Origin of the sequence: Collimonas sp. NPDC087041, from assembly GCF_044745265.1 — a bacterium.
Classification (GTDB): domain Bacteria; phylum Pseudomonadota; class Gammaproteobacteria; order Burkholderiales; family Burkholderiaceae_D; genus Collimonas.
Genome location: NZ_JBIUZX010000009.1, coordinates 188,783 through 211,668 on the forward strand (window position 1 = coordinate 188,783; position 22,886 = coordinate 211,668).

At 55.5% G+C, this 22,886-nt stretch carries 21 protein-coding genes and 1 pseudogene; 18 read left to right on the forward strand and 4 right to left on the reverse strand.

From position 1 onward, the window contains the following. Window positions 1–86: 86 nt before the first annotated feature. Together ACIPF8_RS17285 and ACIPF8_RS17290 are read left to right on the forward strand one after the other, a co-directional pair. A complete protein-coding gene (locus ACIPF8_RS17285; RefSeq protein ID WP_400423359.1) occupies window positions 87–1,976 on the forward strand; it encodes a potassium transporter Kup in 1,890 nt (629 codons plus the stop codon). A gap of 41 nt (window positions 1,977–2,017) precedes the next feature. Further along, window positions 2,018–2,641 (forward strand): ParB-like protein, encoded by a 624-nt coding sequence (locus ACIPF8_RS17290; RefSeq protein ID WP_400423361.1) that lies wholly within the window; start codon window positions 2,018–2,020, stop codon window positions 2,639–2,641. On the opposite strand, the gene ACIPF8_RS17295 is transcribed toward ACIPF8_RS17290, so the two are convergent. Further along, a complete protein-coding gene (locus ACIPF8_RS17295; RefSeq protein WP_400423363.1) occupies window positions 2,638–3,300 on the reverse strand; it encodes an HAD family hydrolase in 663 nt (220 codons plus the stop codon). The genes ACIPF8_RS17290 and ACIPF8_RS17295 overlap by 4 nt on opposite strands. A 368-nt stretch (window positions 3,301–3,668) precedes the next feature. Here ACIPF8_RS17295 and ACIPF8_RS17300 point away from each other — a divergent pair, with 368 nt between their 5' ends. The 5 genes from ACIPF8_RS17300 (at window position 3,669) to ACIPF8_RS17320 (ending at window position 7,231) form a co-directional block, all read left to right on the forward strand. Then, the gene (locus ACIPF8_RS17300; RefSeq protein WP_400423365.1) at window positions 3,669–4,349 is read left to right on the forward strand and encodes a phosphodiester glycosidase family protein; all 681 of its coding nucleotides are present in this window, start codon (window positions 3,669–3,671) and stop codon (window positions 4,347–4,349) included. Between the two features lie 164 nt (window positions 4,350–4,513). Continuing rightward, window positions 4,514–4,924 carry a MarR family winged helix-turn-helix transcriptional regulator gene (locus tag ACIPF8_RS17305; RefSeq protein WP_400423367.1) on the forward strand — a complete coding sequence of 137 codons (411 nt, stop codon included), beginning with the start codon at window positions 4,514–4,516 and terminating at the stop codon, window positions 4,922–4,924. Window positions 4,925–4,993: 69 nt separating this feature from the next. Further along, window positions 4,994–5,557: an isochorismatase family protein gene (locus tag ACIPF8_RS17310; RefSeq protein WP_400423369.1), complete on the forward strand. Its 564-nt coding sequence runs from the start codon at window positions 4,994–4,996 to the stop codon at window positions 5,555–5,557. Window positions 5,558–5,559: 2 nt separating this feature from the next. Continuing rightward, the gene (locus ACIPF8_RS17315; protein ID WP_400423370.1) at window positions 5,560–5,889 is read left to right on the forward strand and encodes a hypothetical protein; all 330 of its coding nucleotides are present in this window, start codon (window positions 5,560–5,562) and stop codon (window positions 5,887–5,889) included. Between the two features lie 16 nt (window positions 5,890–5,905). Next, window positions 5,906–7,231: an MFS transporter gene (locus ACIPF8_RS17320; RefSeq protein WP_400423371.1), complete on the forward strand. Its 1,326-nt coding sequence runs from the start codon at window positions 5,906–5,908 to the stop codon at window positions 7,229–7,231. Here the strand turns inward: ACIPF8_RS17320 and ACIPF8_RS17325 are convergent. Further along, window positions 7,200–8,753: an FAD-dependent oxidoreductase gene (locus ACIPF8_RS17325; RefSeq protein WP_400423372.1), complete on the reverse strand. Its 1,554-nt coding sequence runs from the start codon at window positions 8,751–8,753 to the stop codon at window positions 7,200–7,202. The two genes, ACIPF8_RS17320 and ACIPF8_RS17325, sit on opposite strands and share 32 nt — an antisense overlap. Window positions 8,754–8,865: 112 nt before the next feature. Between ACIPF8_RS17325 and ACIPF8_RS17330 the strand changes: the two genes are divergently transcribed. Then, window positions 8,866–9,306, forward strand: a complete 441-nt coding sequence (locus tag ACIPF8_RS17330; protein ID WP_400423373.1) for a MarR family winged helix-turn-helix transcriptional regulator — start codon at window positions 8,866–8,868, stop codon at window positions 9,304–9,306. Between the two features lie 53 nt (window positions 9,307–9,359). After that, the gene (locus tag ACIPF8_RS17335) at window positions 9,360–10,538 is read left to right on the forward strand and encodes a serine hydrolase domain-containing protein (RefSeq protein WP_400423374.1); all 1,179 of its coding nucleotides are present in this window, start codon (window positions 9,360–9,362) and stop codon (window positions 10,536–10,538) included. 28 nt (window positions 10,539–10,566) lie between these two features. Here ACIPF8_RS17335 and ACIPF8_RS17340 read toward each other — a convergent pair whose 3' ends face one another. Beyond that, window positions 10,567–11,466: a LysR substrate-binding domain-containing protein gene (locus ACIPF8_RS17340; protein ID WP_400423375.1), complete on the reverse strand. Its 900-nt coding sequence runs from the start codon at window positions 11,464–11,466 to the stop codon at window positions 10,567–10,569. Between the two features lie 123 nt (window positions 11,467–11,589). Here ACIPF8_RS17340 and ACIPF8_RS17345 point away from each other — a divergent pair, with 123 nt between their 5' ends. The 3 genes from ACIPF8_RS17345 to ACIPF8_RS17355 all read left to right on the forward strand — a co-directional run bounded on the left by ACIPF8_RS17345 (window position 11,590) and on the right by ACIPF8_RS17355 (window position 15,683). After that, a complete protein-coding gene (locus ACIPF8_RS17345) occupies window positions 11,590–12,612 on the forward strand; it encodes an aldo/keto reductase (protein ID WP_400423377.1) in 1,023 nt (340 codons plus the stop codon). A 3-nt stretch (window positions 12,613–12,615) separates the two neighbouring features. Continuing rightward, on the forward strand, window positions 12,616–13,038 hold the full coding sequence (locus ACIPF8_RS17350) for an SRPBCC family protein (protein WP_400423378.1): 423 nt from the start codon (window positions 12,616–12,618) through the stop codon (window positions 13,036–13,038). Between the two features lie 218 nt (window positions 13,039–13,256). Further along, the gene (locus ACIPF8_RS17355; protein ID WP_400423379.1) at window positions 13,257–15,683 is read left to right on the forward strand and encodes a phosphoketolase; all 2,427 of its coding nucleotides are present in this window, start codon (window positions 13,257–13,259) and stop codon (window positions 15,681–15,683) included. Between the two features lie 58 nt (window positions 15,684–15,741). Here ACIPF8_RS17355 and ACIPF8_RS17360 read toward each other — a convergent pair whose 3' ends face one another. Continuing rightward, on the reverse strand, window positions 15,742–16,104 hold the full coding sequence (locus ACIPF8_RS17360; RefSeq protein ID WP_400423454.1) for a DUF2726 domain-containing protein: 363 nt from the start codon (window positions 16,102–16,104) through the stop codon (window positions 15,742–15,744). Window positions 16,105–16,203: 99 nt separating this feature from the next. Here ACIPF8_RS17360 and ACIPF8_RS17365 point away from each other — a divergent pair. From ACIPF8_RS17365 to ACIPF8_RS17390, 6 genes and pseudogenes are all read left to right on the forward strand, one after another. Further along, window positions 16,204–16,545, forward strand: a pseudogene (locus ACIPF8_RS17365) (helix-turn-helix domain-containing protein); the annotation flags it as partial. A gap of 218 nt (window positions 16,546–16,763) precedes the next feature. Beyond that, a complete protein-coding gene (locus tag ACIPF8_RS17370; protein ID WP_400423381.1) occupies window positions 16,764–17,336 on the forward strand; it encodes a fimbrial protein in 573 nt (190 codons plus the stop codon). 152 nt (window positions 17,337–17,488) lie between these two features. Beyond that, complete coding sequence (locus ACIPF8_RS17375) at window positions 17,489–18,253, forward strand: molecular chaperone (protein ID WP_400423382.1); 765 nt, start codon at window positions 17,489–17,491, stop codon at window positions 18,251–18,253. Window positions 18,254–18,395: 142 nt separating this feature from the next. After that, window positions 18,396–21,269, forward strand: coding sequence for a fimbria/pilus outer membrane usher protein (locus ACIPF8_RS17380; RefSeq protein ID WP_400423384.1), 2,874 nt, complete (start codon window positions 18,396–18,398; stop codon window positions 21,267–21,269). 103 nt (window positions 21,270–21,372) lie between these two features. Next, complete coding sequence (locus ACIPF8_RS17385) at window positions 21,373–22,317, forward strand: fimbrial protein (RefSeq protein WP_400423386.1); 945 nt, start codon at window positions 21,373–21,375, stop codon at window positions 22,315–22,317. Continuing rightward, a complete protein-coding gene (locus tag ACIPF8_RS17390) occupies window positions 22,314–22,886 on the forward strand; it encodes a fimbrial protein (protein WP_400423388.1) in 573 nt (190 codons plus the stop codon). The genes ACIPF8_RS17385 and ACIPF8_RS17390 overlap by 4 nt, the downstream gene beginning before the upstream one ends.

The window sequence follows — 22,886 nt, forward strand, 5'->3', positions numbered from 1 at the left end:
GGCCTTAGCGTAGAGTTTTCTGTTGTTGTAGATAAGTCATCCCGTTGGGCGTTTGCCGCTTTCATTTTTGAGGAAAATTCAACTCTATGAATAAACCACCCGAACCGTCTCCCGGCAAAGGAATTGGTCGCGCCGGCGTATCCGCATTAGGGCTGTCCGCATTGGGCATTGTTTTTGGCGATATCGGCACCAGCCCCTTATATACACTCAAGACTGTTCTGGGCATGACGGGCGGCGTTCCAAGCCCGGATGTGGTGCTTGGCGTGTTGTCGCTGATCGTCTGGACGTTGATCATGATCACCACGGTCAAGTACGTGATATTAGCGATGAGTATCGATAATGACGGCGAGGGCGGTATCCTGGCGTTGATGTCGCTGCTTGGCATCAAGAAGCACCAGCGGCCACTTATCGTGGCCCTTGGTTTATTCGGCGCCGCGTTAATCTATGGCGACGGCGCGATTACGCCGGCCATCTCGGTGCTGTCCGCGCTGGAAGGGCTAAAGATCGCCACGCCGGCGGTCGAACCTTACATCGTGCCCGCAGCCGTAACGATATTGATCGCATTATTCGCGATTCAGCCACTTGGCACTGCGCGAATCGGCAAAACTTTTGGCCCCATCATGTTGCTATGGTTCGTCGCCATCGCAGTGCTGGGCGTTATCGGCATCGCTCGCCATCCGGCGGTGCTGGCGGCTTTGAATCCAATCTATGGCTTGCATTACCTGTTCTCGAACGGCTATACAAGCTTCCTTATCCTGGGTGGCGTCTTCCTGTGCGTGACCGGAGCCGAAGCGCTTTATGCCGACATGGGGCATTTCGGTTCGCGTCCGATCCGCTTCGCCTGGTCGGTAGTGGTGCTTCCCAGCCTGTTGCTGAACTATGCCGGTCAGACCGCCCTGGTGCTGGATGGCACGCCGATAAGCGACAACATTTTCTTCCGGCTTTGCCCGGATTTCCTGCTGATTCCATTTGTCGTCCTGGCTACGGTGGCCACCGTCATCGCCAGCCAGTCGATCATTACCGGCGCGTTTTCGATGACCCGGCAAGCGATCCAGCTCGGCTGGCTGCCGCGTCTACGTATCAGGCAAACCTCGGAAGAAGGCTACGGACAGATTTATGTAGGTGTGGTTAACTGGCTGTTGATGATCGTTACGGTCGGGCTGGTCCTGGCTTTCCGCAAATCCGACAATCTGGCTTCCGCATATGGCATTGCAGTCGCAGCAACCATGCTGCTCACTTCGGGGTTGCTGTTCATCGCCATGCGCGAAGTCTGGGGCTGGGGCTTGCTCAAGAGCGGCGCTGTGGCTGGCGTATTCATCTGTATCGATAGCGCCTTTTTCCTGGCTAACCTGACCAAGGTGGCCGACGGCGGTTATGTACCGCTGTTGCTGGCCTCGCTGGTGTTCGGGACGATGCTGATATGGCATCGCGGCTCTACCGCCGTCGCCCAAAATGTCGATCAGTTGTCGATTCCGGTGGATGAGTTCATGGCATCGCTGAAGTCGCGCAATATTCCTCGCGTGCCGGGCACCGCGGTGTTCCTGTCGCGGACCGATAGCGCCACGCCGCCGGTCATGATCTGGGACGTAAAACACAATCGCGCGTTGCACGAAAACCTGTTTGTGGTGAATGCCGTCACAGAATCGATACCGTGGATTGATGAATCGGAACGTTTGACGATCACCGAGGTTCAACCTAATTATTGGCGTGCAAAAGCGCGGTTTGGCTTTATGGAGAAGCCGGATATTCCGGCCGTGTTGAAAGCAGCCAGTTTGCAGAATCACAGCCTGGATTTTGATGATGCCGTGTATTACGTCGGCCACATAGAAGTTGTCGCGCGCGAAGACGGTCAAGGACTGGCAGAATGGCAGCAAAGCGTTTTCGCCGTGATGGAACGGAACTCCATGCACGTCAGCGATTTCTTCCGCTTGCCGAAGGATAGTGTGATTCTGATTGGGCGGCAGGTTGCAATCTGATATTGCACTGTCATTTTGAAGATGTTTGAACGGGAAAAATCATGCATACAAGTCACCCGCATTTACTTGAAGTCTCGTTGAAATCGCTGCGTCCGACACAGATCACCGTTGGTTTGGCAGAAGTAGAACAAAAGAGATTATCCTGGCAAAACCTGAGTTCCGACAATCGCCAGAGCTACCTGGAAAATCATTGCTTTCCAGGTGTACTTGGCCCGAAAGGTCACTATTACATCGTTGATCATCATCATTTGGGCCTGTCTTTGATTGAAGAACAGATAGAGACCGTAAAGCTGATCATGCTCAAGGATTTGAGCGCGCTGAATATCGATGAGTTCTGGCTGGTGATGGATCACAACCAATGGGTGCACCCGTACGACGCCAAGGGTCAGCGCTGCGACTTCGACGCGATTCCCAAAAAAATCACTAAATTGGTCGACGACCCGTATCGTAGTCTCGCCGGCGAGGTGCGCCAGGCTGGAGGTTTTCCGAAAGATCAGCAACCGTTTTCCGAATTTATCTGGGCCGATTTTTTCCGGCGCCGGATTCCGCTCAAGATGATAAGGAATCAGCCAAGCCAAGCCTTGGCGGAAGCCCTGCAGCTTTCGCACAGCCAGGCCGCGGCGCATTTGCCGGGTTGGAGCGGGCAGATTGTGAGCAAACCCTAGGCCGCTGGCGTTTTGCGCGGCCAGTCATCGATCGAAGGCATCGAGCCGGCCCCGCGCAGCCATCCGTAATTGGCAAGCGCGAGCATTTCGCGGTCGCCACGGCTGTCTCCATACGCATACATGGTTTGCGGTTGGCTGCCAGCGAACCATTGCTGTAGCCGCAGCACTTTCTGCGGCCCCCAGCAGTTCGGCGTAGCCAGGGATCCGGTGACGAGGCCATCGCGGAACTCAAGCTCGGTCGCCAGAACCCTATCGAAGCCATTGTTCGCGGCCCAGTGTTTCAGGTAGAGGGAAGGCGAGGCGCTGACCAGCACCAGGCGATGTCCACGCCGGCGATGTTCTTCGATTCTGACCAGCATTTCGGGGCGAATCAGATCCGGCAGTCTGTGCAGCGCATATTGCACGGCCTTTGCTTCGAGTTCCGATGCCGTCATTCCCGCAATGGTCGTCCTAAGGAAGCGCATTTTGGTCGTGCCGCGGTCACAGACGCCGAGCAGTAGACCGATAAGCCAGGGCGAGGCCCGTACAACGCTAGACACAAAGCGGCCGCGACCGATTGTGAAAATGACGAAATCACGCAAGCTGTCCGCGGTGGTGATGGTGCCGTCGAAATCGAAGCAGGCAATTACGCGTTGCGGCTGCATCAAGCGATCAGCCATGTTGTAAGGCCGACGCGATGTGTTGCCTGGCGACTTGGCGTTCTTTCTTGCGTGTCGGCATCGTGCTACTCCATGGTGTTGGCAGAGCTGTTGGCAAATGAGGCTCGGCGCTGCCACTGGAAATCGGCGGAACTCCTGATCGGAGCGAGGCTCAGAGTATAGCCGGGAAGCAGTCGCCTATGCGCAAAATACGGCATTGGCATTGGCGTTGGGCGTCGCCATGCGACAAAATCGTTACCGTTCATTGAATCAATCTTCAAGTTAATAGTGCCGTGCAAATATCCTTCCTTTCTTCGCTGTTCAAATGTCTTCGCCCGATTCTTGCGTTACTTCTTCTGGCGTTTTCCACGACGAGCCATGCGGTCAAGTTGCAAGAATTTCCGTACCGCGACGGCGTAATACACGTCTGCCGCATCAATCTGCTGGAAGATTCCATACGCATGTTCTGGAAGGATGATCAGGGAAAGGTATTCGGTAATTTTTATCAACTCAATGCCTGGCTGAGCTTGCGCAAGGAAACTTTGGCCTGCGCCACGAACGGCGGTATCTATCAGGTAGATTTGACGCCGCTCGGCTTATATGTGGAAGAGGGCCGTATTTTGCGCCGCCTGAATCAGCGCAAGAATGCCTTTGGCAATTTCTATGTTGAGCCTAGAGGAATTTTCCTGATCCAAGGCCAGCAGGCACGAATTGTTGACGTCGACACTTTTGAAAACGATGCCTCGATGCTGTCGCCCAGCATCCGCTTTGCCACCCAGTCAGGGCCGATGCTGTTGCAACATGGCAGCATCAATCCGCAATTTCCCCCGCAGTCCGACAATCAGCTGATTCGCAATGCAGTGTGCACCTCTTCTGCGCATGATGTGATGCTGGTCATGAGCAGTACACCGGTCAGCTTCTACGAATTTTCCAATTTCCTGCGCGACAAGTTGGGCTGCAGCGATGCCTTGCACCTCGACAGCAAAGTGTCACGCCTTTATCCAACCGCCAATACCCTGTTCGCCCCTCCGCTTGGTGTGATTATCGGGGTGACTCGCCCAATTAATTAGGGCGGAAGCACTCCCACTTGATTGGTTGTTGTCAAAATACTCATCGAAATCAGGGTAAAATAATTTAGAAGCCAAACTTTGTAGTTTGCCTTCGTATCTGTTAAAGTAAGTAGATGGATATGAATAAACAGCAGAGTACCCCTGAGGCTGCCCGCGCTTTAGCCATGGCAGTAGAGCTTCGCGTCCTGTTCGGGAAGTTGCGACGGCGCCTGCGTGAGCAGGCCAATCCAGGGGATTTCACCTGGTCCCAGACATCCGTAGTGCTTCACCTGGAGCGCGAAGGGGCCGCCACCGTAACTGCATTGGCACGCGCCGAGGGCGTGCGTCCGCAATCGATGGGCGCCACGATTGCTACCCTGGAAGCAGTTGGGTTGGTGAGCGGCGCGCCGGATCCTGGCGATGGCCGCCAAACCATCTGGTCCCTTACCGCCGCCTGCCAGGAAATGCTCAAGGTCGGCAGGGCGGCCAAAGAAGATTGGTTGTCACGCGCCATTCAAACCGAGTTTGCGCCGGCTGAGCAAGAACAGCTCGCGCACGCTATCGAACTGCTCAAACGCCTCGCCGATTCCGAATAAACATTGCCGTCCGGTTGCCGTGTCGATTCCCGGCACGCAGCAACCTCCACTTTCTCACAGGAGCACGCCATGGCCGTAACCTTACTTGACCCAAAGACCGCTCTCATCGTCATCGATTTGCAGAACGGCATTGTCGCTTACCCCACTGCACATCCAGCCGCGGAAATCGTGAAACGCGCAAGCACGTTGGCTGCCGCGTTCCGCAGCCACGGACTGCCGGTGGTGCTGGTCAACGTTGCCGGCGGCGCGCCGGGCAGGGCAGAACAGGCGCGCAGTCTTGCCGGCCTGCCTGCCGACTGGGCCGACCTGGTGCCAGAACTGAACCAGCAGCCGCAAGACCATACCGTAACGAAGCGGACCTGGGGCGCTTTCACCAACACCGATCTCGATGCGCATCTGAAGAACCTTGGCGTCACGCAAATCGTGATTGCCGGCATCGCCACCAGCATCGGCGTCGAGTCGACCGCGCGCCAGGCGCATGAACGCGGATTCAACGTCACGCTGGCGATCGACGCCATGACCGACATGAATCCGGATGCGCATATCAACAGCGTCACGCGAATCTTCCCGAGGTTGGGCGAAACCGGCAGCACTCAGGAGATTATTGACCTCCTTAATAAGCGGAGCGCCTGACCATGGCATGGGCCCATTGCGTTTCCTATCTGTTCGGCGGCGCTTTTCTGGTCAACGCCATTCCGCATTTTGTGAGCGGCGTGATGGGGCGTGCCTTCCAGAGTCCTTTCGCCAATCCTCCCGGTGAGGGACTTTCCTCTTCATCCGTCAATGTACTGTGGGGATTTTTCAACCTGGTTGTCGGCTATGTACTCGTCTGCCGCGTTGGAAACTTTGATTTGCATTCGACGGAGCATGTCGTTGCGCTGGGCTTGGGCATTCTGCTCATGGGCATGATCTCGGCGCGCTTGTTCGGGCGCTTTCACGGCGGCGATTCTCCGGGCGCGCACTGAACAGAAGTGAATAACTGTGAACAATAACGGCACTTTTCGGTCACTGATCAGCTACAACTATCGGGTCTGGGCTGGCGGCGCGATCGTCTCCAATGTGGGCACGTGGATGCAGCGTACTGCGCAGGACTGGCTGGTGCTGACCAAGTTGACCAACCATAACGCGACAGCAGTTGGCATCGTGATGGCGCTGCAGTTCGGACCGCAACTGCTATTGCTGCCGCTGACTGGTTTCGCAGCCGACCATTTCGACCGCCGCAAACTGCTGTTCGCTACCCAGATCGCCATGGGAGTGCTGGCGTTGGGGATGGGTATCCTGACTGTCACGGGACTGGTGCAGCTGTGGCATGTATATGTGTTTGCATTCCTGCTCGGCTGCGTCAGCGCGTTCGATTCACCGGCCCGCCAGACATTTGTCTCCGAGCTTGTGGCTGAAGCCAACATGTCGAATGCCGTGGCGCTGAATTCCACCTCGTTCAACGCCGCGCGGATGATCGGCCCGGCGATTGCCGGCATCCTGATCGCCGCAATCGGTTCGGGCGGGGTATTCCTGATCAACGCCGCCTCATTTGCCGCCGTTATCGGTTCGCTGTGCCTGTTGCGCGTCGAAGAGCTGCGACCGAGGACACGTGCTGCCCACGCCAAAGGCAGCCTGGCCGAAGGTTTTCGCTATGTATGGAGGCGTCCGGACCTGAAGGCGATCCTGTTCATGGTGTTCCTGATCGGCACCTTCGGACTCAATTTCCCGATCTTCATTTCGACCATGTCAGTCAGCATCTTTCACGGCGGCGCCGACCAGTACGGAATGCTGTCGTCGATCATGGCGGTTGGGTCGGTGACCGGTGCGCTGCTGTCCGCCAGACGGGCGAAACCGCAGATTTCCGTGCTGTTGGCCGGCGCGGCCATCTTCGGATTCGGGTTTTTGTTGGCCGCGGCCATGCCGAATTACTGGCTGTTTGGCCTCACCCTGGTTCTGCTCGGCGTATCCGCACAAACGTTCAACACCACCTCAAACAGCATGATTCAACTCACCACCGAACCTGAAATGCGTGGGCGCGTGATGGCGATCCTGCTGGCCGTCGCGTTGGGCGGAACGCCACTTGGTGCGCCGGTCGTCGGCTGGGTCGCCGACACCTTCGGTCCGCGCTGGGCGCTGGCTATCGGCGCAGCTTCAGGTATTGTCGCCGCGCTGATCGGCATCCGTTACCTGGTCCGCCATCGCGGCCTGCGCGTATACATCGATGCCGGACGGTTCCGTTACAGCATCGATGCGGCAAGTCAGGTCGCCGCGCAGCATCTTGCCGGCGCGCAGGTCACTCTGCCGGCGAGTGGTCGGCGCGACTGATTCCTTCCAGCCAACGTGCCAGGTAAGCAGAAACTGCTTCGCTCTCTTTTGCGTCGGCGACCATGGCGACATAACCATCAGGACGCACTAGCAGCAACTGTCCGGCGCTGAGTCCGTAAGCATCGCGCAAGTGATTTTCCGAGTCGACCAGATCGGCGCCTGTACCCGTATCCGCTGCAGCGACGGTTTTGCTTGTTAACTTGGCGCCTTCGCACAGGCCATGGAACGCCGGCATTTCCGTTTCGTATGCCAGCAAGGTGAAATGCGGCCCCTTCAATACATCGAACAAACGCACCGTACCGCCCTGTGCATCATGCAATACCGCGTCCGGCGCTCGATCGCCTGCTTGCAGAACATCTGTCGCGCCAGGCGATTTTTCGGTCAGGCTGGAGTTGCGGTACGTCAGATCCAACTGCAGCGTATCGCGCCCGCGTTTCATGCCCTGCTTTTCCTGCATCGCTTTCAAGTACGCCATGCTCATTTCCAGCATGCCAGCGGCTATCGGGCGACGCTCTTCCTCGTAGGTATCGAGTAGGGCATCCGGCGCGCCGTGTACGACTGCAGCCAACTTCCAGCCGAGGTTGTAGGCATCCTGAATACTGGTGTTCAAGCCTTGTCCGCCAGTCGGCGGATGGATATGTGCAGCGTCGCCGGCAATAAACACGCGACCGACACGATAGCGCTCAGCCAGCCTGGCGCTCACGCCAAAGACTGAACGCCATATCGGCTTGTGCAAGACGATATCGGCATTGCCACTGCGTTGCCGGATGATCCGCAAGATATTGTCGTCAGACAGGTCCGGCTCTTCGCCCTCGGCCAATTGCGCCGTCATCTGGAAGGTATCGGTGCCGGCGAGAGGGCAAAGCGCCAAATGGCCGCCTTCTGCTTTCGGCCATTGGTGCCAGGCATCGCGGCTCAGCTTGTCGATGCGCAGGTCGGCGACGATGGCGCGTAGCGGCGTACTGATGCCCGCAAAATCGATCTCCAATGCACGCCTTACAAAGCTGCGGCCGCCGTCGGTACCGATCAGGAAACGGGCGCGCACTTGCTGGGCGCCGGATGGTGTGTTCAGTTCCGCCGTCACGCCATCGGCGTCTTGCTTGAAGCCGACAAGTTCAGTACCGAATTCCGGCGCGTGTCCGGCTGCCAGCAAATGGGCCCGCAGGATTTCTTCGGTGCGCCATTGCGGCAGCATCAAGGCGGTGACGTAGGGTTCGGCTGGAGTCGGCTGGCGTTGTTCATGGATCGCGCTGGCCTTGACGCTGTCGCCATCGTAGGACCGGACCGGAGGATAAACGCCGCCTTTGGCGAACATCTCATCAAGGACGCCGAGGTCTTGGAAGATTTCCATTGTGCGCGGTTGTATGCCTTTGCCGCGCGAACCAGCGAAAGGCGTTTCAAGTTTGTCTATCAAGCGGAAACGCACTCCGCGCCGCGCCAAATCGAGCGCCAGCACAAGGCCAGCGGCGCCTGCGCCGGCGATCAAGACATCGACAGTATCGTGATTTTCATGATTGCTCATCGTATTCTCCAGGTTAATTATGTGCAAAATACACATATATATGCGTGCATAATACACATAAAAATCAAAATGGCAAAGAAAAGTACGCACAAAAAAGTGCATAATCCACGGAATGAAAAATCCTCTACATGATGCGCTGCTGGACCTGGTCGGCGTCTTTAACCGCCCGCAACCCGATCACATGCTGTTGCAGCGCGCCAACGTCTCGCTTGACCGGGCGTTATTTCCTTTGCTGGTCAGAATCGGCATGCGTGGGCCAATCGGCGTGGTCGAATTGGCCGACCTGGCGGGGCGCGACCATTCCACAGTGAGCCGACAGGTCGCGAAACTGGAAGAGCTGGGTTTGGTCACCCGCAGTCCCAGCGAGCTGGATCAACGGGTCAAGGAAGCGGTTGTGACTGAAGCCGGCCGCCGCATGGTGGACCAGATCGGCGCCGCGCGTAACCGACTGTTCGACGAAGTGCTGGCGGACTGGGATGCCAAAGACCGTGCCGAATTGACCCGTCTGGTGCGTAAACTGGCTGATGCTGCCCTCAGCTTCAACGCAAAATAGACAATAGCTGCCGCTAAAAAATAGGGCAGATAATCCAAACATTGAGACATCCGATGTCGCTTCGTCTTGTTCTCTGCGTCATGATGATCGGCGTACCAGCGCTGCTTTCAGTTGCGTTTAGCGCCGAACCGGGCGCGGGCCAATCGATTCCTGCATCAAGCGCACTGGACATCGAAGTGCCGAAGGAGATGGCTGCCGTCGGTGCAAATGGCCTGGCAATTGCAGTTATCGATGGCGGCAAGGTTGTCTATGTGCGTGCCTTTGGCCGCCGCAACGAGGAAGGTCAAGCCTTGCGAGAAGATACGGTGATGTCTGCGGCCTCGCTGACCAAGCCGGTATTTGCATACGCCGTCATGCAACTCGTGGGTGAAGGCCGAATCAGCCTTGACGCATCGATCGCCGATTATCTGGAAAAGCCGTTGCCAGCTTACTCGACCCAACGGCCTTATGCGACCTGGAAGGATCTCGATGGCGACGAGCGTTGGCGGCAAATCACGCCACGCATCCTGCTCAGCCATCGGTCCGGATTGGCCAATTTTCAGTCGCTGGAAGCGGACGGCAGATTGCATATCCATTTCGATCCAGGTTCTCGCTTTGCCTATTCTGGCGACGGTATCAACTTGCTCCAGTTTGTACTGGAACGCGGCCTCGGGCTTAACACCAACACGGAGCTGCAGCAGCGCGTGTTTGAACGATTTGGCATGTCCCATACCAGCATGATGTGGCAAGAGAGCGGGGCAATCAATCAGGCCGATGGTTACGCCGATTCTAGCTGGGGCAGCAAGCGGGCCCGCCCGCATATCCGTCGAAGTCACGTTGCCGCAGCCAGTTCGATGGATACCACGATTGAAGACTACGCCCGCTTTGCCGCCGGCTTTGTTCGCGGCGAAGGTCTTTCTCCCTCCAACCATCAGGAAATGATTAGCCCACAGTGGCCCATCACAACCAAGACGCAGTTTCCAACCCTGCAGTCCGAACTGCCGACGCCGCAGCGTATCGCCAACCTGGCAGCCGGGCTTGGCGTAGTTGTTTTTGAAGGACCGCAAGGTCCGGGTTTCTACAAAGGCGGCCACGAGGACACAGTTGGCAACGTCTGGGTTTGTGTGACACGGCAACAGCGCTGTGTCGTATTGCTATCCAACGACGTACGCGCAGAAAAGGCATTCCCGAAACTTGTTGGATTCGTTTTGGGCGATGCCGGCGTTCCTTGGCAGTGGGAGTATGGCAAGTAGGCGATGGGGTACTGTTCGATAAGTCACTTCACAATTCCGTCACGCCATCGAGCAAGGTCTCCCGAAAAGTCGCCACCAGCGGCCGCAAGTTGATGCGATGCCAGGCCGCCCATAACGGCGTGCGGTAGCTGAACCACGGCAGTTCGCGCAGCACTACGCCAGTGGGGGCGTGATGGCGCAGGCTGTGCTGGATCATCGCCATGCCCAGGCCGGCGGCGACCAGACCAAGCGCGGTCAACGGTTCGGTCGCTTCCATCTTGATGTCCGGCGTAAAACCGGCGCGGGCACAGGCGGCGACGAAATTATCGTGCTTCAGCAGGCTTTCCTTGTGTAGTACCGCAATCCATTCCTGGCCTTCCAGGTCGGCCGGCGTCAGTTCCGCGCATGTAGCCAGCGGATGCTCGCTGGGTAGCGCCAACAGCATCGCATCACTCAACACCTGCGCGCAATCGAGATCGGGATCGTCCTTGAGTGGCGGCTCGCACACCAGGGCGACATCCAGGCTACGCTGGCGCAATCCCTCCAATTGTTCGGCCGAGTGCATGTTGTAGAGCGCGATATGCACTGCTGAACGGCCGTCGCGCAGCCTGCGCAGGGCGTCCGGCAACACGCCGGAATGCATGGCGTTCTCGATGTAACCCAGGCAAAGCCCACCTTCCTCGCCGCGCCCAAGGCGTTTTGCCAACGATTCCAGGCGGTTGCCATGGGTCAGGAAAGCACGGACTTCAGCCAGGAAAGTACGGCCATCGCGTGTCAAACGAATGCGTTGCTGGCTGCGCTCGAACAAGGTCAGGCCGAGCCGCTCCTCCAACTGGGCGATCTGCCGGCTCAGCGGCGATTGAGAGATATGCAGCCGTTCGGCGGCACGCCCGACATTCTCTTCTTCGGCGACAGCAACGAAATAATGTAATTGGCGGATATCCAACATATTAGACCTTTAGGGACTCAAGACAGTCATATTATGTCTTGGACTGCATTAACTACGCAACCTATACTCGTCTCCAATGCTTGAGAAAGCACCTTTCCATACGTTCACCAGCAAGGATAAAAGATGAGTATCAAAGATAAACTGCCCGGCAAAATTGGTTTCGGCACCGCTCCGTTGGGCAATATGTTCCGCAACATTCCAGAGGAAGAAGCATTGGCCACCGTCGATGCCGCCTGGGACCATGGCGTACGCTATTTCGACACCGCGCCGTTCTATGGCGCCGGCATGTCTGAAATACGCCTGGGCAATGCCTTGGGCAAACGCCGTCGTGACGACTATGTCTTGAGCACCAAGGTCGGCCGCGTCATCCTCGATGAGCTGGAAGATCCGGCGACGCGCGATCTGGGTGAAAAGGGCGGGCTGTTCGAATTTGGCTGCCCCAATAAAATGATCAACGACTACAGCGCCGACGCTACCTTGCGCTCGATCGAGGACAGCTTGAAGCGCTTGAACACCGACCGCCTGGACATCGTCTGGGTACACGATATCGCCCAGGACTTCTATGGCGACGAATGGCTGGCACAGTTCGAGATCGCCCGCACCGGCGCTTTCCGCGTGCTGAGCCGCTTGCGCGACGAAGGCGTGATCAAGGCCTGGGGCCTGGGCGTGAACCGGGTTGAGCCGTGCGAACTGACGCTCGATCTGAGCGAAGCACAGCCCGACGCCTTCCTGCTGGCCGGCCGCTACACGCTGCTCGACCATGAACGGGCACTGCAACGGCTAATGCCGGCGGCGGCCAAAGCTGGTGTCGATATTGTGGTTGGCGGTCCGTACAGTTCCGGCATCCTGGCCGGTGGTAGCCACTTTGAATACCAGAAAGCGCCAGCCGAGATCATTGCCCGGGTCGAGCGTCTCAAGGCGATCGCCAATCGTCACCAAGTCAGCATCAAGGCCGCAGCGTTGCAGTTCTCGCTGGCCAATCCGGCGGTGGCCGCAGTGATTCCCGGCGCCAGCCGCCCGGAACGCATTGCCGAAGATGCGCAAGCGCTCAACGCCGTGATCCCGGCCGCTTTCTGGCAAGAGATTCGTCATGAACAATTGGTAGCGGCCAATGCGCCATTGCCAATCACCGGCGACAAGGAGTAAGCCATGGCGAGCACCAGCGCAAGTATAGAGATCGCCGCAACGGCGGAACGGGTATGGCAATTGATCGGCGGCTTCAATTCGCTGCCGGACTGGCTGCCTTATATTCCGGGCAGCGAATTGAGCGAAGGAGGGCGGCTACGCAGCCTGAAAACGCCCGATGGCGAGGTCATCATCGAACGGCTGGAAAGTTTCAGCAAGCGCGATCGCTCTTATAGTTACTCAATTATCCAGGCGCCTTTTCCTGCCACGCAATACCTGTCCACACTTCAGGTACGCGAATTGGCGGGCGGACAGGCTTCGCTGGTGGTGTGGTCGGGCAGTTTCATTCCGGTCGGCGTCAGCGACGAAGAGATCAGCGGCCTTTTTCACGGAATATACCGTGATGGATTGCTGGCGCTGAAGCAGCGCTTGCTTGAGACAAGCTGATTCAGTTCGCTGGCTGGAGTACGCCGTAGACGAGCGGAGGATCACTCTAGGTGCGCCCTCTGTTCGCTAGCGAACTAACAGAGCGATGGTTTGGATCCACAATACACACGGCAACCGGCGCCATTCAGCCGTGAATCTTAATTGATGTGGCCGATGTGGTTGCGCACCGCAGTAATTCGTACTTAAACCAGCAGAACTGAAAGGATGTTCCTGTGATAATGGATCAACCCCAACCCACGGATCAGCCGTTGACACCGGATCTGCTGCGCAAGATGAACGCTTACTGGCATGCAGCCAACTACTTGTCTGTCGGGCAGATTTACCTGTACGACAATCCGCTGCTGAAACAGCCGTTGCAACTCGCGCACATCAAGCCGCGCCTGTTGGGGCATTGGGGCACCACGCCGGGCTTGAATTTCGTCTATGTGCACCTGAATCGCATCATCAAGCGGCAAGACCTGAACGTCATCTACATCGCCGGGCCGGGCCACGGCGGTCCCGGCCTGGTCGCGAATACCTATCTGGAAGGCTGCTACAGCGAGGTCTATCCCGATATTTCGCAAGACGAGGAGGGCATGAAAAAACTGTTCAAACAGTTTTCCTTCCCTGGTGGCATACCCAGCCATGTGGCGCCGGAAACCCCGGGCTCAATCCATGAGGGTGGCGAACTGGGTTATTCGCTTTCGCATGCCTTCGGCGCGGCGTTTGATAATCCTGATTTGCTGGTCGCCTGCGTGGTGGGCGACGGCGAAGCGGAAACCGGGCCGCTGGCAACCAGCTGGCATTCGAACAAATTTCTCAATCCAGCGTGCGACGGCGCGGTGCTGCCGATCCTGCATTTGAACGGCTACAAGATCGCCGGTCCGACCGTACTTGCCCGCATCCCGCATGACGAGCTTGAGTCACTGTTTCGCGGCTACGGCTATACACCTTATTTTGTCGAGGGCGATGATCCGGCCGAGATGCATCAACTGATGGCAGCGACGCTGGATAAGGTGATTACTCGGATCCACGATATCCAGCGCGATGCCCGCACCAATGGTTTCAAGCAGCGGCCTAGCTGGCCGATGATCATCCTGCGATCGCCCAAGGGTTGGACTGGTCCCAAGATAGTCGACGGCAAGCCGGTCGAAGGCACGTTCCGGGCGCATCAAGTACCAATCGCCGATATGCAACGCCCCGGCCACGTCGCCTTGCTTGAACAATGGATGAAGAGCTATCACGCGGAAGAGTTGTTCGATCAGAACGGCCGCTTGATCGCCGAACTGGCCGAGCTGGCGCCCGTGGGCAGTCGTCGCATGGGAGCAAATCCGCATGCCAATGGCGGCGCTCTTTTACATGATTTGCGGCTGCCAGATTTCCGCGACTATGCTGTTGATGTGCCCGAACCCGGCGCAAGGATAGCGGAAGCGACCAGGGTGCAGGGCGAATTCATCCGCGACATCGTCAGACTGAATCCACACACTTTCCGCGTCTTCAGTCCCGACGAAACCGCCTCGAACCGTTGGGGCGATGTATTTGAGGTCAGCAATCGCTGTTCAACGGCGGAAATCATCGAGATTGACGATCATGTGGCGCCCGATGGCCGGGTAATGGAGATGTTGAGCGAGCATCAATGCGAAGGCTGGCTGGAAGGCTATCTGCTGACTGGCCGCCACGGCTTTTTTTCATGCTACGAAGCGTTCATCCATATCGTCGATTCGATGTTCAATCAGCATGCCAAATGGCTCAAGTCTGCGAACCATATTCCATGGCGGCGTCCCGTCGCATCGTTGAACTACCTGCTGTCGTCGCACGTCTGGCGCCAGGATCACAATGGCTCCAGCCATCAGGATCCTGGTTTCATCGATCATGTGATCAACAAGAAAGCTGAAGTCATCCGGGTTTACCTGCCACCTGACGCCAACACGCTGCTGTCGGTGACCGATCATTGCCTGCGCAGCCGCAACTACATCAACGTCATCGTTGCAGGCAAGCAGCCGGAAATGCAATGGCTGGACATGACGGCCGCACTCCAGCATTGCGCCGCCGGCATCGGCATCTGGGAATGGGCCAGCAACGACAAAGGCGGCGAGCCGGACGTGGTCATGGCTTGCGCCGGCGACGTACCAACACTCGAAACCCTGGCTGCGGTCGCATTGCTGCGCAAGCATTTCCCGCAACTCAAAGTGCGCCTGATCAATGTCGTCGACCTGATGCGGTTGCAATCGGAAAGCGAGCATCCGCACGGCTTGAGCGACCACGATTTTGATGAGCTTTTCACTGTCGACAAGCCGGTGATCTTTGCCTACCACGGCTATCCGGCCCTGATCCACCGCCTTACGTACCGGCGTACAAACCACAATAACCTGCACGTACATGGTTACAAGGAAGAGGGCACCACCACCACGCCGTTCGACATGGTGGTGCTCAATCAACTGGACCGCTTCCACCTGTTTGCCGACGTCGTTGACCGCCTGCCGCAATTAGCCGCCCAAGCCACCTATGCCAAACAGTTCGTGCGCGACAGGTTGTTTGCGCACAGAAATTACATTGAGCAGTATGGCGAGGATATGCCGGAGATACGTAACTGGAAATGGATGAAGGAGACGGATTCTGTGGAAATGCCAATCACGCAAAGCGGCAAGCTACCGCGTACGGAGTAATCACGGCACTGAGTTGTCATCGACCTTTGCGGGTTGGAAGTAAATGTGACAGGTGACATTAAGTCGTTTTTTCCAATTTTCTTGCCATGTTGAAAAGCTGCTGCTCAAGGATTTTTATTTTCTTGTCCTGAGTGCTTTCGAGCGCAGGTTTTTCCGCAACAGCTTGGGAAACTGCGGGAAATATTTCTCGAATCTGTTCAATTGACGGTAGCGCATTAGCTGACCAACGAATCAGATCTATGCCGGCCATTTGCATAGCATTATTTTTTGTTGCATCCGCTTTTTTTCGATCGGCTCTTGAGTGAGATTTGTCATCGATTTCTATCGCAGCGACGATTTCGAGTGCTTTGTTACAGACGACGAAATCCAGGCTTTTCCCTCGAATAGTCAGAAGTGAAGGACCTTTAGCTTCTATGTTGATTTGCGTTTAAAACTGACCCACTTAGCTGGATAATTTGCATCGAAAATTGACCCACGTATAGAACACAATCCTACTCAATATAGTGAGTGGGGGATTGGAGTGATCGACGCGGCATTATTAGGCATTATTCGACGCTGGCACCTTCGTGACCAAGTCTCATTGAGGGAGATCGCCAGACGCTTGGGCATCTCCAGAAACACTGTCAGACGTTACCTACGCTCTGATGCCATAGAGCCGGCGTATCCAGATCGACGCACTCCGAGTGCTCTTGATCAGTACGCCTTTAAGCTCTCATCCTGGCTTAAAACCGAAACCACTAAATCGCGGAAGCAGCGCCGTAGCCTCAAACAGATTCATGCTGATCTATGCGCGTTGGGTTTTGAGGGGTCGTACGACCGGGTCGCGGCCTTTGCTCGACAGTGGCGACTGGATCAACAGGATAGGGTCAATTTCGCAAGCAAAAGCACAAGGGCTTGCTCGTTTTTCGCGATCAATTCCCCTCTCCGATTTTTTCATGGATTTAACAAGTCGTAACAAAAATACATTTTTTTTGAGAGTTTTCTCATATTTGTGCGCCGCCGCAATCAATAGAATGCGTTCAGTGCTGAAGACGGCACGATATTCCCAATACAGGGTTATTCATTCTTTAGGAATTTTTCATGAAAAAGCAATCACTCATCATCGCACTTCTGGCAGCCGCAGGTTTCATGGGCACATCGGCATTTGCAGCAGACGGTACTGTCAACATTACCGGCGAACTCACAGCTGTTACCTGTAGCGTTCACGGCGGCACTCCAGGTGCAACCACCGGCGACGTTGACGTTACTCTGCCACCTATCCCAGCTGCGAAGCTGGACGTCGCAGGCAAGACCGCCGGCAGCACAGGCTACAAGATTTATGTCGGTGCGACTGGTGAAACCGGTTGTGCCGACGGCACGCACGCATCGGTACACTACGAAGCAAGCAGCCCAGCAATCGATTCGGTGACAGGCAATCTGAAAAACAACACTCCTGTTGCAACTGGTGGTGCTGACTTGGTTCAAGTGCAAATCTCTGATGCAAGCGCCACTCCTACTGCACCGATCAATCTGTTCACCAACACGAACTCGACACCGGTTGTTGTCAGTGGCAATACTGCAGAGCTGCCATTCACCGCTCAGTACATCTCGACTGGCGCCGCCAAGGTCGGCACGGTGGATACCGCCGTTCAGTACTCGGTCGTGTTGAACTAACTGGAAAAAAATAGAGCTCTACTGAGGAAGAAAACGCAGTTTTGCTACTACTAGGTGTATGAAATTGCGACGAATCCATTCCCCTGGATGGATTCGCGCATGCCATGTATGCCGCTTATTACCTATGGATGCAGCAACTCGGGGAAAATGACATGAACTATGTAACACGCTATCTGACCTTAGCGGCCCTATGCCTCGCGGGGTTGGCAACAATTGCGCCGGCTCAGGCGGGAATCGTTATTACGAATACGCGGCAGATTTACAGCGCAAAGAACCGCGAACAGACCGTCAAACTGACTAATGAAGATAAGAAATTGCCGCGCTTGGTGCAAGTGTGGATGGATAGCGGCAACGAAAAATTGTCTGCCGAGAAAAGCGACGCACCATTCTTGATCACGCCGCCTGTGTTTCGCTTGGAACCCGGGAAAAGTCAAGCATTGCGCATGGTTTACACGAACGACCCGCTGCCTACAGACAAAGAAACAGTGTTTTGGTTGAACGTGCTGGAGGTGCCTCCCATGATCGACACAGGTGACGGTGACAGTAAATTACGCTTTGCTTTTCGGATTCGTCAAAAAGTTTTTTTCCGGCCCGAAGGATTGTCGTTAACCTCATTCGAAGCGCCCCAAAAATTGACCTGGTCCTTGGTGAAGCACAATGGTCAAAGCTTTCTGGAAGTGCATAACCCATCGCCATACTACGTTTCCTTTCAGAGCGTGGCGGTCGCGATGAGCAACAAGCCCGATGCTGAAGTGAACAAGAGCGACGACTACGATATGGTCGCCCCTAGCGGCACGCAGCAGTTTGCACTAAAGAAAACAATTACTGCGCTACCGGTCGGCGCCGAAGTACGTTTTTCTGTGGTCAACGATTACGGCGGCTTTTCACCGCTGATTAGCGCACCGCTGAAACCTTAATCTTCCGGGTGACAATCCAGTCACTCTCTCTCTTTTCTCCACTTGGCTCTGCCTGCATTTTCGCCGGGAGGGGGTTGTATTGCCGTGAATTTGACTTGCCTACTTCTCCTGTAGGCAAACAGAAATAAGGCAAGCAACTCAAATGATGTTTTTTCATGTGATTGCCATGCATTATTCGAACAGTTTGATAAATTGCCAGCATGCGCGCCTCGTTTCGATGGCGGCCGCCAACAGCCATGCTCAGAACCAGGCTCGGCGGATATTTCAGCGGCGCGTAATCAGCGCCGCCATCTTCGGCATTTTCGCCGGCATGGCACCGTTCGGCGCAGCCATTGCCGCAGTTGACGGTGAGACGCCTGCTATCACACCCGCAACAGTGAAATTCGACCCCAGTTTCTTTTCTTCTGGCCCGGGTCAGAAGGTTGACATGTCGCGCTTTGACAAAGAAAACGTGGTGCTCCCTGGCAGTTACCGGGTGGATGTCATCATCAACGAAGCCAGGTTGGGACGGCGTGACATTAGCTTCAGCAGCGTGCCCAATCAGGTAAGTGCGATGCCTTGCTATGATCGCGCCATGCTGATTCAGTTCGGCGTCGATCCGGCAAAACTGGCGCGCGGCGACGGCACACGTACGCCAGAAGAAATAGCTGCCCATCAATTGCCCGATGGACCATTATGCGGCGACCTCGGTTCCTGGGTTCCTGGAGCCACTGCGTCCTTTGACGCCGGCGAACAGTCATTGACGCTTACCGTCCCGCAGTTGTACATGAATCAGTCGGCACGCGGTTATGTGGATCCATCCCAGTGGGACAATGGCATCAATGCCGCACTACTAGGCTACAACTTCAGTACCTCCACCGCTACCAGCGGCGGCGGTGGAACGCAATCATTTCTCGGCCTGAACGGCGGTATCAATATGGGTGGATGGCGCTTGCGTCATCAGGGCGCCTTAGGCTGGAGTTCCACCAGCGGCGAAAACCCATATCAGAACACAGCCACGTATTTGCAACGTGGCATCCCCGAATTGAAATCTCAATTGATCGTTGGCGACAGCTTTAGCAGCGGCCAAATCATGGAAAGCATACGCGTGCGCGGCGTTAGCTTAGCTTCGGACGACCGCATGACACCACAGTCGCAGCAAGGATATGCGCCGGTGGTGCGCGGCATTGCTGAGGGCAACGCCAAGGTTTCGATCAGTCAGAATGGCTATAAAATTTATGAGACCACGGTCCCGCCCGGACCATTTGTCATTGACGATCTTTACGCTACCGGCTACGGCGGTGACCTGAAAGTGACCGTGACCGAAGCCGACGGCCGCAGCAATACCTTTGTCGTTCCTTTTTCTGCTTTGCCGCAGTTGCTGCGCCAAGGCAGCAGCAAATATAGCGTCATCGCCGGGCAACTGAAGCAATACGGCGTCGACGGCAGCACGCCGTTCGTCATGCAAGCTTCCGCACAACATGGATTCAGTAACGCCTTCACTGGCTATGCAGGCTTTATTGCTTCCGACGGCTATACTCAGGTGAAGATGGGTAGTGCGATCAGCACGCCGATTGGTGCCTTTTCGGCAGATGCGACGACATCGCGGACGGCCATATCAGGTAACCCGACATCGCAAGGACAAAGCTTCGGGATTGCTTACAACAAGAATATTCCGGAATCCGGCACTAATTTTTCACTGGGCGCATATCGCTTTTCCACTAGCGGTTATCTGGGGCTGGCCGATGCTGTCAACGTGCGCGATCTGGCACGTCGCGGCCAGGATACCAGTCAATATGCCCGGCAGAAGAGCCGCCTTGACCTGAATCTCAGTCAGACTATCGGCGCGGGTTCGATGTACCTGTCCGGTAGTTCGATCGACTACTGGCAAGGCAGTGGTCGTCAAACTTCGTTTTCTGCCGGTTACAGCTCAACCTGGAACAAGATCAGCTGGAGTCTGTCGGCACAACGCAGCCGCACGCAGGCTGCGCCATTGACGCCACAGGAACAACAGCAACAGCAGTATGACAATATTTTCTTCGGTTCTGGCCGCGATACTGGCAGGGTAGAAAACCGCATTATGCTGAGCATGTCGATCCCCTTGGGCAGCGGTTCGCGTAGTCCGACCCTGACCAGTTCGTTGGCGCACAACAGCGGCAGCCAGAAGAGCAACGATTTGCAGGTCGGCGTCAACGGTACGATGGGAGAAGCGCGCAATATCAATTACGGCATTTCCAGTAGTTTGCACCGCAGCGAGAACGGTGACACTAACTATTTCAACGCTAACGCTGGCTATCAGGCCAGTGCCACCAATCTGCGCGCTGGTTATAGCCAGTACGGCAACATCGGCCAGCTCTCATTTAGTGCCGATGGCGGCGTGATCGCCCATGCCGACGGCGTCTCTTTTGCGCAGAGCTTGGGTGATGCTGTCGCTCTGGTCCACGTGCCTGAGGCAGAGGGCGCAGCTATCGAAAGTGCCGTCGGTGTGCGGATCGACCGTCGAGGATATGCGGTCGCGCCTTATTTAACGCCCTACCAGAACAACACCATCAGCATCGATCCCAAAGGAACATCCGATGACGTGGAATTAAAAGAAACCACACAGACCGTGGCGCCGACACTGGGAGCCGTGGTGCTGCTTAAGTACGCCTCCATCAACGGTCGCGCCGTGGTTATCAAAGCCGCCCGTGAAGATGGAACGCCATTGCCGTTTGCGGCACAGGTATTTGATGAAAAAGAGAATGCTGTTGGTGTAGTCGGACAAGCGAGCAAAGCCTTTGTGCGCGGCATTGCCGATAGTGGCGTGTTGACCGTGAAGTGGGGCGAAACGGCTGATAGTCAGTGCCGTATCCGTTATCAACTACCGGTGAAAGCGAAAGGACAGCGGAGCGCTGAATTGATCACGGGAACTTGCGTGAATAGTGAACAAGCCGAGCACAACGAGCCAGACGAGAAAATCAATTCAGACAGCAAAACTGAGAGCAGTACAGCACCTGCTTCCAGCGATCAGGACACAAAAAAAGGAGATATGCAATGAATCAAATGCACTCGCATATTTTCGCGGCATTTTTTGTCGCAAGTTTATATAGAACGTCAGGTACTGTGGACTGCGTAACATCAGTTAATGATTCGGAGAATGAATGATGTCTAAAATCAAATCTTTAATGCTATTGGCATGTCTCGGCATTTTTTCACAATCAGCTCAGGCACTTAGTTGTATAACCCCTCCTGGGGAGTTTCACGGTCTTGTATCAGCGCCGGCTACTATTGCCATAGATCCCGCATGGCCTGTTGGATACGTTGTTGCCAGCATAAATGTGCCATCACAATCAGTCCCAGTTACTTGTTCTACAAATTCATTTGGTTCAGAAACATTGCATATTATAGTTACCGGAGCCATGCCTACTGGTCTAGCCCGTAGAATTGTAGTGAATGGTTACACTGGTAACGATTACAACACTGGATTAACGTATACGACGGCAGGAACAAAACCTACCTATACGGCACCCGCTGTAACGGTTCAATACTATATAGCCTCTCTTCCTGTTCAAGCTGGAACTATACAGGCAGATACACCACCATACTCTGCGATTGAATGGCGTTTTATTAACTCCTCGTCTTCTCTATTTAGAGGAATTATTGGGTGGGGGTTAGGCGCAACGACCGTTACTATTAAGCCGCCTCCTGCTCCAACCTGTTCGATCACGACCCCCAATCTCAACTTCCCTTTGGGCTCGATCAACAAATCCACATTCACGGGAATTGGTTCAGTATCGCCATGGGTAACGGAAAAACTGGTTTCCGGTGGCTGCAATGCCACCACGGTATCCATGACATTTCAAGGTACGGCCAACGTCAACAATAAAAATCTGTTTGCTGTCACCGGTGGTGCTACTGGTATTGGAGTCGATCTGCAGAGTTATGATGGTTATCAGGCTATCCCCAATAGTGCCACGGCAATTACTTGGGGCCCGCGCGGAAATGGTGCCAGCTATGATTTCAAGGCTCGTTATATGCAATCCGATGCTGCCGTCACAACTGGTCCTGCTAATGCTATTGCCACTGTATTGGTGAACTACAAATGAAGAAACTGAATGCATTTTATAAAACTGCGCGTCTGTCATGCCGAACTCATTTTCCCTCCTGTCTTGTTACAGGAATCTTGGTCGGCGCAATGGCCTGTGCTGGTACAGTTTCGGCTGCCAATCCTGATCACGCGACGTTCACCTTTGGCGGTGCCATAGTTGGCGGCGCCTGCAAGATATCTGTGCAGCCAGTTCCTTTGGGCAAGCATATGCCCAGCGAATTTAGCGGCGTTGGCGGGCCACTAAGCTGGGTCAATTTCAATATCGATTCGGAAGGTTGTGATCTTGATGTTGTGACCCTGCATATGGAATTTGACGGCACAGCGGATGCAAACAATGCTAAGTTGTTTGCACTTTCCCCTGGTGGCGCTAGCGGCGTTGGGGTTGAACTTCAAGCTCAAGATGGTCGTGTTGTTACCCCTAACGGTACAGGTACTGCATTGTTAAGCTGGACGCCGGTGGCTATTGGCAGCAGCTATCCCATGCGTGCCCGTTACATTCAAACTTTGCCTAAGATCACTGTTGGTCCGGCTAATAGCACCGCAACGATCATATTGACTTATAACTGA